Origin of the sequence: Mycobacterium sp. SM1 (genome assembly GCF_018361265.1) — a bacterium.
Classification (GTDB): Bacteria; Actinomycetota; Actinomycetes; order Mycobacteriales; family Mycobacteriaceae; genus Mycobacterium.
The window spans coordinates 369,230-382,976 of the sequence record NZ_JAFLNH010000001.1 but is presented as its reverse complement, the minus strand read 5'-3'; the positions used below and the strand labels follow the sequence as shown (position 1 = coordinate 382,976).

The following is a 13,747-nucleotide window of genomic DNA, read 5'->3' as shown; positions in this document are numbered from 1 at the left end:
GTGTGATGCGGCTATACCGGGATCGGGCGGTGGTGCTGCGCCAGCACAAGCTCGGCGAAGCCGACCGGATCGTCACCCTGCTGACCCACGACCATGGGCTGGTCCGCGCGGTGGCCAAGGGAGTGCGGCGCACCCGCAGCAAGTTTGGCGCCCGCTTGGAGCCGTTCGCGCACATCGACGTGCAGTTGCATCCCGGCCGTAATCTGGACATCGTCACCCAGGTCGTCTGCCTCGACGCGTTCGCGACCGGCATTGTCAGTGACTATGGCCGCTACACCAGTGCGTGCGCCATGCTTGAGACCGCCGAACGCCTCGCCGGTGAGGAGCGGGCCCCGGCCCCGGCCCTGCACCGGCTCACGGTGGCCGCGTTGCGGGCGGTGGCGGACGGGAACCGGCCCCGCGAGCTGGTGCTGGATGCCTACCTGCTGCGCGCCATGAGCATCGCCGGATGGGCGCCGGCGCTCACGGAGTGTGCCCGCTGTGCCACACCCGGTCCGCACCGGGCGTTTCACATCGCGGCCGGGGGCAGCGTCTGCTCACGCTGCCGGCCGGCCGGTTCGATCACGCCGCCGCCGGGTGCGCTGGGCCTGATGTCCGCGCTGCGCGACGGCGATTGGCAGACCGCCTTGGGCTCGCCGGTCTCCCACCGCCGCCACGTCAGCGGATTGGTGGCCGCGCATCTGCAATGGCATCTGGAGCGGCAGCTGCGAACACTGCCCCTGGTGGAGCGCACCTATCGGGTTGATCGCGACCTCACCGCCCGGCGAGTATCGCTGGTCGGGCAGGATGTGGCCCATGGCGAGGAACCGGGCTGGCGCCTGTCGGCGGGCGGCTGAGCGTTGGCCGGCAACCGGCTATCCTCAGCTGGATCCGGCGCCGCCCGACTACCCCACTTTTCCCGACACGTCGACCTGGCCGGTCGTGTTCCCGGAGCTGCCGCCATCTCCTGACGGCGGCCCGCGCCGGCCCCCGCAGCACACGTCGAAGGCGGCGGCCCCACGGATTCCGGCCACCCAGCTGCCCACCCATGTGGCCATCGTGATGGACGGCAACGGCCGCTGGGCTACTCAGCGCGGATTGCCCCGCACCGAGGGACACAAGATGGGTGAGGCGGTGGTGATCGACGTCGCCTGCGGTGCTATCGAACTCGGTATCAAGTGGCTGAGCCTGTATGCGTTCTCTACCGAGAACTGGAAACGCTCCGCGGAGGAGGTGCGTTTCCTGATGGGCTTCAATCGCGATGTGGTGCGCCGGCGCCGGGAGGACCTCAACGCGATTGGCGTGCGGATCCGGTGGGTGGGCTCGCGGCCGCGCTTGTGGCGCAGTGTCATCAAGGAACTCGAAATCGCCGAGAAGATGACGGCGCGCAACGACGTCATCACCATAAACTACTGTGTCAACTATGGTGGCCGCATAGAGATTACCGAAGCGGCAAGGGAAATCGCGCGTGAGGCCGCTGCCGGCAGGCTAAACCCGGATCGGATCACCGAGGCGACCGTCGCCCGCCACTTGTATCGCCCTGACACACCCGACGTGGACCTGCTGCTGCGCACCTCGGGTGAGCAGCGGTCCAGCAATTTCATGCTGTGGCAGTCGGCATATGCGGAGTACATCTTTCAGCACAAGCTGTGGCCCGACTATGACCGCCGCGACTTGTGGGCGGCCTGCGAGGAGTACGCGTCACGCCATCGGCGGTTTGGGCGGGCCTAATGCCATCCCTGCTAGAGCGATTGGCCGTGATACTGGGCGATATTGCCTTGCCCGTCGCGAGGGAACCCGATGGCGCGCTGACATTCCGTCACGAAGGCACGTTCGCGTCGTTGCGGGTGGTGACCATTTTCGAGGACCTCGACCTGGTGTCGCTCACCCAGATGGTGGCCTGGGATCTGCCGCTGACCAAGAAGATTCGCGACCGTGTGGCCCAGCAGGCGCGCAGTGCGCAGCTGGGCGCGGTGACCCTGGCCGAGAAGGCCGGCCAGGCACCCGTGACGGGGGGTCGCCCCGGCAAAACCGCGGACGTGATGCTGCGTTATAACTTTCCCGGTGCCGGCCTGAGCGACGACGCACTGCGCACGCTGATCTTGATCGTGCTTGACAACGGCGCCGCAATTCGGCGCGCGCTGATACGTTAGGCGGACTGTCGGCACTGCGAGCAGGTACCGAAGATCTCAATGGTGTGGCTGACGTCGGAGAACCCGTGTTCGGCCGCCACTGCGGCGGCCCACGTCTCGACCTCGCGGTCGCCCACCTCCACGGTGCAGCCGCAGTTGCGGCACACCAGGTGGTGGTGATGGTGCTCCGAGCAGCGCCGGTAGAGCGATTCGCCGGTGTCGGTGCGCAACGTGTCGAGCAGCCCCGCCGCCGCCATCGACTGCAGCGTCCGATACACGGTCGTCAGGCCGATGTTCTCGCCGCGCCGGCGCAGCTCGTCGTGCAGCTCCTGAGCCGAGCGGAAGTCGTCGAGCGTCTCCAGCAGCGTCGAGATCGCCACCCGCTGGCGGGTGGAGCGCACGCTGGGGCCGGTCACGGTGTCTCCTCGCCGGCGTGAGCGACCGCATCGAGGACGATGTGGGCAAGGTGGTGATCGGCCAGCCGGTAGAGCACTTCCCGGCCGGAGCGCTCGCCGGTGACCACGCCGGCGGCCTTGAGGATCTTCAGGTGCTGGCTGACCAGTGGCTGCGGCACCCCCAGCGCGTCGACGAGCTCGTGCACGCAGCGCTGGGATTCACGAAGCTGCAACACGATGGCGATCCGCACCGGCGCGGCCAGCGCGCGCAGCAGCTCACCGGCGGAGTCGAGGATTTCCCGCGGCGGCGGCGCGGGCAGCCCGGAAAACGCCGACGCCCCCTCTCGGTGGTCCTCGGCCAAACCGGTGCCCGGCCGGGACCCGAGCTCGCCGCCCGTCGCGGTGGACGTTGACCGGGACATGACCCTCACCTTCAAGCGACGAACGACTGGCCGAGAAACGCTGCCGGTTGACTCCACTGTCACATGCGTGATGATGCATGTCAAAGATCCCTGGTGCCGGTCGCTACGATGACTGGTGGTCTTGGGGCCAGCGGCGGGTCGCTGCCTGCGCTGCCCGCGGCGCGGCCTGAGATCGCCGTCTCGCGTCCCAGACAGTCCCGCGTCCCAGACAGGAGTGCACCACCCCGTGGCGTCCGTCATCGATACCGTCGTCAATTTGGCCAAACGGCGCGGCCTGGTCTACCCCTCGGGAGAGATTTACGGCGGCACCAAATCAGCGTGGGATTTCGGTCCGCTGGGGGTGGAACTCAAGGAGAACATCAAGCGGCAGTGGTGGCATTCGGTGGTCACCAGCCGCGAGGATGTCGTCGGGATCGACTCCTCGATCATCTTGCCCCGCGAGGTGTGGGTGGCCTCCGGCCATCTCGACGTGTTTCACGACCCCCTGGTGGAGTCGTTGATCACCCATAAGCGCTACCGCGCCGACGAGCTCATCGAGGCCTATGAGGCCAAGCACGGCCATCCGCCGCCCAACGGGCTGGCCGATATTCGCGACCCCGACACCGGCGAGCCCGGTCGGTGGACCGAGCCACGTGAGTTCAACATGATGCTCAAGACCTATCTGGGGCCGATCGAAACCGAGGAGGGGTTGCACTATTTGCGGCCGGAAACCGCGCAGGGCATCTTCATCAACTTCGCCAACGTCGTGACCACCGCGCGCAAAAAGCCGCCTTTCGGTATCGCCCAGGTGGGCAAAAGCTTCCGCAACGAGATCACCCCCGGCAACTTCATCTTCCGGACGCGCGAATTCGAGCAGATGGAGATGGAGTTCTTCGTCGAACCATCGACGGCGGCGGACTGGCACCAGTATTGGATCGACACTCGGCTGCAGTGGTATGTCGACCTGGGGATCAAGCCCGGCAACCTGCGGTTGTGGGAGCACCCCAAAGACAAGCTCTCGCACTACTCGGCGCGCACCGTCGACATCGAGTACAAGTTCGGCTTCACCGGCAACCCGTGGGGCGAGCTGGAAGGTGTCGCCAACCGTACTGACTTCGACTTGTCCACGCACTCAAAGCATTCCGGGGTTGACTTGTCGTTCTACGATCAGGCCAGCGACAGCCGCTATGTGCCGTATGTGATCGAGCCGGCGGCGGGCCTGACCCGGTCGTTCATGGCGTTTTTGATCGACGCCTACGCCGAGGATGAGGCGCCCAACGCCAAGGGCGGGATGGAAAAGCGCACCGTGCTGCGGCTGGACCCGCGGCTGGCGCCGGTCAAAGCCGCGGTGCTGCCGCTGTCGCGGCACGCCGACCTGAGCCCGAAAGCCCGTGATCTGGCGGCCGAGTTGCGGCAGTGCTGGAACATCGAGTTCGACGACGCCGGCGCGATCGGGCGGCGCTACCGACGCCAGGACGAGGTCGGCACGCCGTTTTGCGTGACGGTGGATTTCGAGTCACTCGACGACCAGGCCGTCACCGTGCGCGAGCGTGACAGCATGACCCAGGATCGCATCGCGATCGCCCACGTCGCCGATTACCTGGCGAAGCGGCTCAAGGGCTGCTGAATTCCGCCGGGCAATCCCGCGTGGCCTAGACAACGGCGCGACCTGGCTGAGCGCGGGCCTTCGCTGCGCCCGACTGACACGGCACAGCGCTGGGGCTGTAGAGCGGGCCCAATCTCAGAACCGCCCGCCGCCTCCCAGGAATCCGCCGTCACCCGGGCCGGGGGACCCGCCGTAGGAGGTGGGACTCCAACCGCCCCCAAAGCCGCCCCCGAAGCCGCCGAAGCCGCCCCCGAGCAGGTCACCGATGATGATCCCGCCGAGCATCGCGCCCATCGCGCTGCCGCCCCCGGGGTAGCGCGCACTATAGGCGCGCTGCGCGGCCTCGACATCGGCGTTGGCCAGCGACTGCGCCTGGGCGGCCAGGGCCGCCGCCTCGTTGGCATGGGTGATCGCCTCGGTCAGGCTGGTGGATTGCTTGTCCTGCGCGGCTTGCAGCGCCCGGTGCGCCTCGGCGAGCCGGGTGCGCGCCTCGGGCCCAACGCTGCCGCGACGGGTGTCGATGTAGTCGGACACCGCGCGCACCCGCGCCTGGGCGGTGAACAGCGCTTGCTCGTATGCGCGGGTGAGCCGGTCGGTGGCGGCCTGTTCTTCGGCGACGGTGGCCAGCAGCCGGTCCAGCTGCGCGGCTGCTTTGGTCAATTGGGTGAACGTGGCCAGCGGATCGGTGGAGCCGCGCGCGGCGGCGACGGCCTCGGCCGCCGAATCGCGCGCGGCGGCCAGGTCTCGGGTGTGCGGGGCCGAAGCGGGCTGGGCGTTGCGCAATTGCGCGCTGGCGTGCTCGATGCCCGCCTGGAGGTCGGCGATCAGCGACGGCAAGGTGGCGACGGCGTGGCGGATATCGCCCGACGCGCTATCGACGGCGTCAAGTAGCGCCCGGGCTTGCCCCAACGCCGACTCGGCGGCGCGGACGGCGTCTACCAGACCGCCCTGTTGCCCGGCGACCGGCCGGGCGGCAAGCTGGCGAGCCCGGTCGATGCTCTGCTCGGCGAACGCCAGCCGTTCCTTGGCGGCGTCGACGTTGCCCGATACCGACGTCAGGGCGGCATCGTCGAATTCGCGGTGCAGCTCGTCGAGTCGTTGCTGCGCCGGGGCAATGCGGGCAGTCAGCTCGACGAACTGCTGCGTCAGCCCGTCCAGCCGTGACGGCGCGTTGGTCACCAAATCCCGGAGCCGCTCGAACGCCTCGGTCTGCGACTCCAGTTCTCGATCGGCGCGCGCCGCGGAGACAATCACCCGGGTCAGCAGTTCGCGCCGCTGTGCCGGGCTTTCGGGTGGCGCGCCATCGAGTTGGTGGCGCACGGTGAACGCCTCGGCCAGCGCCGCTTTGGCGTTATTGACGGCACGAGTGAACGGCTCGGTTCGGTTTTCGCCGAACTCGTCGGTCGCCAGCGCAAGCTCGTTGACGCTGGTGCGCAACGCATTGTCGACGTCGACCACCATCGTTCGCGACAGATTGTCCAGCGCGTCCAACGACAGGGCGGACAGCGCGTCCGGGTCGGTCGGATCGACTTGCCGAGCCGCCGCCAACTCGGCTGCCCGGCGTCGTCTGCGCCGGTAGCCCATGACCACCAGCAGGGCCAGCAGCCCGATCGCGACGACACCCAACGCGGCCAGCAGCGACATCCATCCCGATGACGCGGGCGTCCCGTTGAGCCCGTTGGCCGCGGCCACTGCCGCACCGCTCCAGTCGCCACGGCGCAGCGCGGGTTCGATGCGGTCGCGCCGCAGATCCTCGACTTGGCGTGCGCTGATGCTCGTCACGGTCGAGGGCACCAGGAAGGCATACGAGCGGTCGACGGTGGCCACCGCGAGCAGGGCGTCGAAGTCACCCAGATCGCTGACCCGGCGGGTGCTCTGCGCCCAGCTCACCGCGCCCTGCCCGGAGAAGGTGTCGACATAGACCACCCACAGCCGGATACGCCGGTCGGCGTAGAGCCGGTCGATGGCCGACTGCACGGCGGCACGGCCGGAGCCGGTCAGCGCGTTGGCGTCGTCGGTGAGGTAGCCCGGCAGGCGCAACGGCGGCTGCGCGGCGGCCGGCGCCAGCGGCCCCGCTATCGCGAGCGCCAGGAAGACGGCGAGCAGACGAGCAACGCGCATGTGGCCAATCTAAACCCGGTGGCGATGCGGCCTGGTGGGCCCGCGGAGGCTACCACTTACCGGAGCGGGGTCAGGCCGGCACGGTCACCCTCGTCGGCTTCCGGGCAATTCCGGTCGCGGCTGGCAGACTGTGTCTCAATGAGCCAGCGGGACCCCTACGACGATTTCGACCGTCAACGGCGGGTGCGGGAGGCACCCAAGACGGCGGGGCTGCCGGGCACTGAAGGCCAGCACCGCTCCGCCTTCGCCCGCGACCGGGCCCGGGTGCTGCACAGCGCCGCGCTGCGCAGACTCGCGGATAAAACGCAGGTCGTCGGGCCCCGGGCAAGCGAGACCCCGCGCACCCGGCTCACCCACTCGCTGGAAGTCGCCCAGATCGGGCGGGGAATGGCCATTGGGCTGGGCTGTGATCCCGACCTGGTCGAGCTGGCCGGGCTGGCCCACGACATCGGGCATCCGCCGTACGGGCATAACGGCGAAGAGGCGCTCGACGAGATCGCCGCCATCTGCGGCGGCTTCGAGAGCAACGCGCAGAACTTCCGGATTCTCACCAGATTAGAGCCCAAAGTCATTGACACCCAGGGGTGTAGCGTTGGGCTGAATCTGACTCGGGCGGCTTTGGACGCGGCCACCAAATATCCGTGGACGCGTTCTGGCAACCGCGCCAAGTTCGGCTTCTACCACGAGGACGCCGAGGCGGCCAGGTGGGTTCGGCGGGGCGCGTCCGCAAATCGGGCGTGCCTGGAGGCCCAGGTGATGGACTGGGCCGACGATGTCGCCTATTCGGTGCATGACGTGGAAGACGGTGTCATCTCCGGGCGGATTGATCTGCGGGTGCTCGCCGATGACCACGCGGCCGCGGCGCTGGGGAAATTGGGGGAATCCGAATTCTCTCAGCTGAGTGCGGACGACCTGGTTGACGCCGCGCAACGCCTCGCCGGGCTGCCGGTGGTGGCCGCGGTCGGCAAGTACGACGCCACCCTGTCGGCGTCGGTGGCCCTCAAACGGTTGACCAGCGAGCTGGTGGGCCGGTTCGTCTCGGCCGCGATTGCCGCCACCCGCGCGGCTGCCGGCTCGCTGCCGGTGGCACGTTATCAGGCCGACCTGCAGGTGCCCGGCCTGGTCCGTGCCGAGGTTGCCGTGTTGAAAATCCTGGCGCTGCAATTCATCATGTCCGATCCACGACACCTGGAGATGCAGGCTGTGCAGCGCGAACGCATCCACCGGGTCGCGCACTGGCTGCTCGCCGGGGCACCGCGAACCCTCGACCCGATCTTCGTCCCGGCGTTCAACACCGCCGGTGACGACGGGGCCAGGCTGCGGGTCGTCATCGACCAGATCGCCTCCTATACCGAAGGACGGCTGGAACGGATCGAGGCGGATTGCGGTTAGCCCTCCGGCCGGGGCCCGGCTCCTTCTCGTCCCGCTTCGCGGGCCGCATCGTCGCCGGGCCCGGTGTGATTGCCCGGCTCCTTCTCGTCCCGCTTCGCGGGCCGCATCGTCGCCGGGCCCTACACTGAGCCGGTGGCCGGTCGTATCCCAGATCGCGATATCGCCGCCATCCGCGAACGAGTCCGCATTGACGAGGTCGTCGGCGATTACGTCCAGCTGCGGCGGGCCGGTGCGGATTCGCTCAAAGGCTTGTGCCCGTTCCACAACGAGAAGTCGCCGTCGTTTCATGTGCGCCCCAACCACGGCCATTTCCACTGCTTTGGCTGCGGGGAGGGCGGTGACGTCTACGCGTTCGTCCAGAAGATCGAGCACATCAGCTTCGTCGAGGCGGTCGAGCTGCTCGCCGACCGGATCGGCTACCGGATCAGCTACACCGGTGCGCCCAGCAGCGTGCAGCGCGACCGCGGCAGCCACAGCAGGCTGGTCGCGGCCAACGCTGCCGCCGCGGAGTTCTATATGCAGGCGCTGGCGTCCGAGGAGGCCGAGGCGGCCCGCCATTACCTGGCGCAGCGGAATTTCGACGCCGACGCGGCTCGGCGTTTCGGCTGCGGGTTTGCCCCGTCGGGTTGGGACTCGCTGACAAAACACCTGCAGCGCAAAGGTTTTGACTTCAAGGAGCTGGAAGCCGCCGGATTGTCTCGCGAGGGTCGCCATGGCCCCATGGATCGGTTTCACCGGCGGCTGCTGTGGCCGATCCGCAGCTCAGCGGGGGAGGTGCTCGGGTTCGGAGCCCGCCGGCTGTTCGACGACGACCCCATCGAGGCTAAGTACGTCAACACCCCCGAGACGCTGCTGTACAAGAAGTCCTCGGCGTTGTTCGGCATCGATCTGGCCAAACGAGACATCGCCAAGGGCCATCAGGCCGTGGTCGTCGAGGGTTACACCGACGTGATGGCGATGCACCTAGCCGGTGTCACCACGGCGGTGGCAGCCTGCGGAACGGCGTTCGGCAGCGAGCACCTGGCGATGCTGCGCCGATTGATGATGGACGACAACTTCTTTCGCGGCGAGCTGATCTACGTGTTCGACGGTGACAAGGCGGGCCAGGCCGCCGCGCTCAAGGCGTTCGAGGGCGAGCAGAACCTTGCGGGCCAATCCTTCGTCGCGGTGGTCTCCGGCGGCATGGATCCCTGCGAGCTGCGCGTGGAGTTTGGGGACGGCGCGGTGCGTGATTTGGTGGCTCGACGAACCCCGCTGTTCGAGTTCGCGATTCGCACCACGCTCGCCGATATGGATCTGGACAGCGCGGAGGGCAGGGTGGCCGCGCTGCGCCGGTGCGTGCCGATGGTGGCCCGCATCAAAGATCCGTCCCTGCGCGACGAGTACGCTCGCCAGCTCGCCGGTTGGGTCGGCTGGGCGGACGTCGCGCAGGTGATCGACCGGGTGCGTGCCGAGGCGCGCAGCCCCAAACGCCTCAGCCACGGCGGCCGCCCCCGCCGTGCCGTGGCCACACCCGCCGCCAGCAGCCCGGCCGAACCGGCCACCCTGCGTCCCGACCCGGGCGACCTGACGCTGTGGCCACAGCGTGAAGCGCTCAAGTCGGCGTTGCAATACCCCGCACTGGCCGGGCCGGTGTTCGACACGCTGGCCGCCGAGGGCTTCACGCATCCCGGTTACGCCGCCGTGCGTGCGGCCATCGCCGCGGCGGGGGGCGTCGCGGCCGGTGTCGGGGGCGCTCAATGGATCGAAGCGGTGCGCCAGCACGCCGGATCGGCTGTGACCGCTGCGCTGGTCAGCGAGCTGGGGGTGGAGGCGATACGTGTTGCCGACGAGGACAAGCTGCCGCGTTATATCACCGGGGTGCTGGCTCGCGTGCAGGAGGTCTGGGTGGGCCGGCAGATCGCTGAGGTGAAGTCCAAGCTGCAACGGATGTCGCCGGTCGACCAGGCCGACGAGTACCACGCGCTGTTCGGGGACCTGGTCGCGATGGAGGCCTATCGGCGCAGCCTGTTAGAGCAGGCCACCGGTGATGATCTAAGCCCGTGACACCTTCAGGCCTCAGGTTGCGCGTCGTGGCTTCCGCGGTTCGACCACGCTGGTTTGGCTGTCGATCTCGGCCAGGGTCACCATCCGGGTGTCCGGCGAGAGGCGATTGGCGATGACGCGCCGCGCCGCCTCGATCGCGGACTTGGCCGCGGGGTTACCGACCACGGCGCGGTAGGTGCCAACGATCTGCTCATAGCGGCGGCGCCCGGCTTTCGCGCCCATCACGTAGCCGAGTCCCAGCGCGACGGCATACCGGATCATGGGTCCATCCTGCCCCACGGGCCCGGCCCGGCGCGGCACCGGGCCGATCTCCCCAGCTGGACGTCGGTACGCTAGAGTCGTCGCGCGAACGGCGCTTATCCGTGCGGATAGGCCGTGCGGATAGGCGGATAGGGCGGTCCCCTGTAGCTCAACTGGCAGAGCGTTCGGCTGTTAACCGAAGGGTTGAAGGTTCGAGTCCTTCCGGGGGAGCGGGTGTTCACGGTCGCCTGCGCCGCCGTAAGCCGGGGTATAGAGCGAATTCACCTGCGCGGCAGGAGAACAGCCGAGCCCGGCCCGTGGCAAGGTGGGGGTGAAGCTCCGAAGATTGTCATGGCTGTGGTCCATGGCTGTGGTCCGCGATCGACGTGTTACGCGGGTGGGTGAGAGTTCGATCACATGGGCGGGGGACGCGCTGGTGGTCATCGACCAGCGCGCGCTGCCGCGCGAGGTGCGCCTGTTGCGGCTCACGAGTGTCGACGAGGTCATCGAGGCGATCAAGACGCTGGCCATACGGGGAGCGCCCGCGCTCGGGGTGTCCGGGGCGTTCGCGGTGGTGCTGGCGGCGTTCGCGCACGCTGGGGATATCACGAAGGTGACGGCGGAGGCCGAGCGGGTCGCTGCGGCGCGGCCGACGGCGGTCAACCTGGCCCGCGGTGTGCAGCGCGCGCTGGCCAGGCTGCCGCTGGGCGCACCGGCCGTCCTGCACGAGGCCCTGGAGATGCTGGCCGAGGACGGCCGCGTCAACCGGGCTGCCGCCACCCACGCGGCGGACCTGGTGCAGCGGCTGTGCCCCGATCGGCCGCTGCGGATGCTCACCCACTGCAACACCGGACGACTGGCAACCGCCGGGTTCGGCACGGCTATGGGCGCGCTGCGGGTGCTGCATGCCCGAGGCAAGATCGAGAACGTGCTGGTCGGTGAGACGCGCCCGCTGCTTCAGGGGGCCCGGCTGACGACGTGGGAGCTGGCCGAGGCCGGCATCCCGCACCGGCTGATGATCGACTCGGCCGCGCCGTGGGCGATGGCCACCGGACAGGTCGACTGCGTGATCGTCGGCGCAGACCGCATCGCGGCAGACGGCTCGGTGGCCAACAAGATCGGCACCTACGCGCTTGCGCTGGCGGCACACCGTCACGCTATCCCCTTCATCGTGGTCGCGCCCGAGTCGACCCGTGATCCGGCTACCGTGACGGGTCGCCAGATCGTTGTGGAGGAACGAGACCCGGCCGAGATTACCCATGTCGGTGGCGTGCCCACCGCCCCCCAGGGCACCAGGGTGCTCAACCCTGCCTTCGATATCACCCCGCCGGAGCTGATCACCGCCGTCGTCACCGAAAACGGCGTGGTGAGTAGCGTCAACATCCCTGCAGGACAACGTGATCTAGATAGCGCCCCCGCTGCGAGCGCCGAGAGCCAGATTCCCGAGGTCGCCCGTCGGCTGTATGCGCGCGGCTGGATGGCGGGCAGCGCAGGCAATATCTCGGTGCGCACCGGGCAGACCGCGGTGATCACGGGCAGCGGGCTGTCCAAGGGTGAGCTCACCTCGCACGACCTGGTTACGGTGAATATCGCTGACTCGCAGCAGGTCTCAGGAACGCGGCAGCCATCGGCGGAGACCGCCATCCACACCGCTATCTACCGGGCCACCGGTGCCGGTGCCGTCGTGCACGTCCACTCGCCGTACGCGACCGCGCAGTCCATCGATGCGCCACCGACACTGCGGTTCAGCGGCTACGAGCTCATCAAGGGACTGCAGCCCGATCGCTCGGCGGAGGCCATCGAAATTCCGGTGTTCGCCAACCACGTCGACGTGGCGCGCATCGGCGCCGACGTCGAGCATTATCTGCTAGAGCACCCCGACGCGGCACCGGTGATATTCGTCGCGGGTCACGGCATCACCTCCTGGGGCGCGGACCTCGAGCAGGCCCGCAATCACGCGGAATGCCTGGAGGCGATGTGCAAGCTGGCGAGCCTCACCGGCCGCCGCGAGCTCGCATCCCCGCGTCGTGGAAAGGAGCCGGGAAAGGAACCGAGATGACGTTGCTGCAGGTGATGGCCGCCAGCGACGCCACCGACGTGCGGCTGCGCAGCGACGATGCCACCGTGATCGGCACCGAGCTCGCCGAGCGTGGCGTCGGCTTCGGCCGCTGGCCCACGATGCCCGGTCTTAGCCCGGCGACTCCGGCCGCCGAGATCCTTTCCTATTACGGCGACCGCGTCGCCGCGCTCAACGCCGACGGCCGCTACCGCTACATCGACGTCGCCCGACTGCAGCCCGGCGACAGCGATCCGGGATGGGCGGAGAAGGCCAGGGCCGCCCGCGAAAAGTTCCGGTCCGAGCACCGGCATGCCGAGGGCGAGGTGCGGTTTTTTGTCGCCGGCCGGGGCTGCTTCTACCTGCGCCTGGAGCCGGAGGTGGTGGCGCTGGTCTGTACCGCAGGCGACTTGGTGTCGGTGCCGGCCGGGACTCGCCACTGGTTCGACACGGGCGAGCGCCCGGATTTTGTGGCGATCCGGTTCTTTGAGGAGCCCAACGGCTGGGTTGGCGACTTCACCGGCGACCCTATCGGTGAGCGGTTCCCCACGCTCGATCAGCTCATCGCATGATCGCTGCGGTCGTTCTCGACATCGAGGGCACGGTCAGCCCGACCGATTCGGTGCGCGAGCGCCTGTATGGCTACACCCGAGAACATCTTCGGCGGTGGCTGACCGACAACCGCGACGGTGCGGCCGCTGCGGTGATCGCCCAAACCCGTGCTCAGGCCGGGCGACCCGATGCCGACACGACGGCGGTGGCCGACATCTTGTGCGGCTGGCTGAACTCTGATGTCAAGGCCGAACCGCTGAAAACCGCGCAAGGCCTGATCTGTGCGGAGGGGTTTCGCAGCGGCGTGCTGCACGGGGAGTTCTTCGACGACGTGGCGCCGGCGCTGCGCCGATGGCACGATGCCGATATCGCCTTGTACGTGTTCTCGTCGGGCTCTGTACGCAACCAACAGGATTGGTTCACTTATGCCCGCGGGGAAGAACTGGCATCGTTGATCAGCGGGTGGTTCGACCTGAGCACCGCCGGTGGGAAGCGCGACAGCGCCTCCTACCAGCGGATCGCGCGCGTCATCGGTGTGCCCGCCGAGGACATCTTGTTCCTCTCGGATCAGCCCGACGAGCTCGACGCCGCGGCGGCCGCCGGGTGGTCGGTGCTGGGCGTCACCCGGCCGGGCGAGCTGAATTCGCCACGCCCCCCGCACCGGTGGATCGCCTCATTCAACGAGGTCGACCTGCACCGGCGGTGAGGGTGTTGCGGGTGCCAGGGTGCTCGACGGCGCGGGATACCGGCTTGGGGCCAACGGTCTGGCATCCTGGGAGGCGCCCGGGCTGGGGGACGACGCCGTCGCCGATGCGATCGACCCACTC

At 68.5% G+C, this 13,747-nt stretch carries 13 protein-coding genes and 1 tRNA gene; 10 read left to right on the top strand and 4 right to left on the bottom strand.

Annotation, left to right across the window (positions count from 1 at the left end; all coding sequences use genetic code 11):
* Window positions 1–5 precede the first annotated feature (5 nt).
* Genes recO through MSM1_RS01740 form a run of 3 tightly spaced genes read left to right on the top strand, consistent with a single transcriptional unit; the run spans window position 6 to window position 2,132 of the window.
* Window positions 6–836 carry a DNA repair protein RecO gene (recO, locus tag MSM1_RS01750; RefSeq protein ID WP_213439916.1) on the top strand — a complete coding sequence of 277 codons (831 nt, stop codon included), beginning with the start codon at window positions 6–8 and terminating at the stop codon, window positions 834–836.
* Complete coding sequence (locus MSM1_RS01745) at window positions 796–1,710, top strand: decaprenyl diphosphate synthase (RefSeq protein ID WP_213439915.1); 915 nt, start codon at window positions 796–798, stop codon at window positions 1,708–1,710. Before recO ends, MSM1_RS01745 begins: the two co-directional genes overlap by 41 nt.
* Entirely contained in the window at window positions 1,710–2,132 is a 423-nt protein-coding gene (locus MSM1_RS01740) for a hypothetical protein (RefSeq protein ID WP_213439914.1), read from the top strand. Before MSM1_RS01745 ends, MSM1_RS01740 begins: the two co-directional genes overlap by 1 nt.
* On the opposite strand, the gene MSM1_RS01735 is transcribed toward MSM1_RS01740, so the two are convergent.
* Window positions 2,129–2,527, bottom strand: coding sequence for a Fur family transcriptional regulator (locus MSM1_RS01735; protein ID WP_213439913.1), 399 nt, complete (start codon window positions 2,525–2,527; stop codon window positions 2,129–2,131). The genes MSM1_RS01740 and MSM1_RS01735 overlap by 4 nt on opposite strands.
* Window positions 2,524–2,943, bottom strand: coding sequence for an ArsR/SmtB family transcription factor (locus MSM1_RS01730; protein ID WP_374101679.1), 420 nt, complete (start codon window positions 2,941–2,943; stop codon window positions 2,524–2,526). Before MSM1_RS01730 ends, MSM1_RS01735 begins: the two co-directional genes overlap by 4 nt.
* Before the next feature lie 199 nt (window positions 2,944–3,142).
* On the opposite strand from MSM1_RS01730, the gene MSM1_RS01725 reads away from it, so the two are divergent.
* Window positions 3,143–4,534 carry a glycine--tRNA ligase gene (locus tag MSM1_RS01725; protein WP_213439911.1) on the top strand — a complete coding sequence of 464 codons (1,392 nt, stop codon included), beginning with the start codon at window positions 3,143–3,145 and terminating at the stop codon, window positions 4,532–4,534.
* A gap of 114 nt (window positions 4,535–4,648) precedes the next feature.
* Here the strand turns inward: MSM1_RS01725 and MSM1_RS01720 are convergent, their stop codons facing one another.
* Window positions 4,649–6,634 carry a TPM domain-containing protein gene (locus tag MSM1_RS01720; protein WP_213439910.1) on the bottom strand — a complete coding sequence of 662 codons (1,986 nt, stop codon included), beginning with the start codon at window positions 6,632–6,634 and terminating at the stop codon, window positions 4,649–4,651.
* 138 nt (window positions 6,635–6,772) lie between these two features.
* Between MSM1_RS01720 and MSM1_RS01715 the strand changes: the two genes are divergently transcribed.
* Together MSM1_RS01715 and dnaG are read left to right on the top strand one after the other, a co-directional pair.
* Window positions 6,773–8,026, top strand: coding sequence for a deoxyguanosinetriphosphate triphosphohydrolase (locus MSM1_RS01715; RefSeq protein WP_213439909.1), 1,254 nt, complete (start codon window positions 6,773–6,775; stop codon window positions 8,024–8,026).
* 132 nt (window positions 8,027–8,158) lie between these two features.
* On the top strand, window positions 8,159–10,072 hold the full coding sequence (gene dnaG, locus MSM1_RS01710) for a DNA primase (RefSeq protein WP_213439908.1): 1,914 nt from the start codon (window positions 8,159–8,161) through the stop codon (window positions 10,070–10,072).
* A 12-nt stretch (window positions 10,073–10,084) separates the two neighbouring features.
* On the opposite strand, the gene MSM1_RS01705 is transcribed toward dnaG, so the two are convergent.
* A complete protein-coding gene (locus tag MSM1_RS01705) occupies window positions 10,085–10,333 on the bottom strand; it encodes a hypothetical protein (RefSeq protein WP_213439907.1) in 249 nt (82 codons plus the stop codon).
* Between the two features lie 137 nt (window positions 10,334–10,470).
* On the opposite strand from MSM1_RS01705, the gene MSM1_RS01700 reads away from it, so the two are divergent.
* From MSM1_RS01700 to mtnC, 4 genes are all read left to right on the top strand, one after another.
* A tRNA-Asn gene (locus tag MSM1_RS01700) sits at window positions 10,471–10,543 on the top strand.
* 166 nt (window positions 10,544–10,709) lie between these two features.
* Entirely contained in the window at window positions 10,710–12,371 is a 1,662-nt protein-coding gene (gene mtnA, locus MSM1_RS01695) for an S-methyl-5-thioribose-1-phosphate isomerase (protein ID WP_307857254.1), read from the top strand.
* Window positions 12,368–12,940 carry an acireductone dioxygenase gene (locus MSM1_RS01690; protein ID WP_213439905.1) on the top strand — a complete coding sequence of 191 codons (573 nt, stop codon included), beginning with the start codon at window positions 12,368–12,370 and terminating at the stop codon, window positions 12,938–12,940. Before mtnA ends, MSM1_RS01690 begins: the two co-directional genes overlap by 4 nt.
* On the top strand, window positions 12,937–13,626 hold the full coding sequence (gene mtnC, locus MSM1_RS01685) for an acireductone synthase (protein WP_213439904.1): 690 nt from the start codon (window positions 12,937–12,939) through the stop codon (window positions 13,624–13,626). The genes MSM1_RS01690 and mtnC overlap by 4 nt, the downstream gene beginning before the upstream one ends.
* Window positions 13,627–13,747 lie beyond the last annotated feature (121 nt).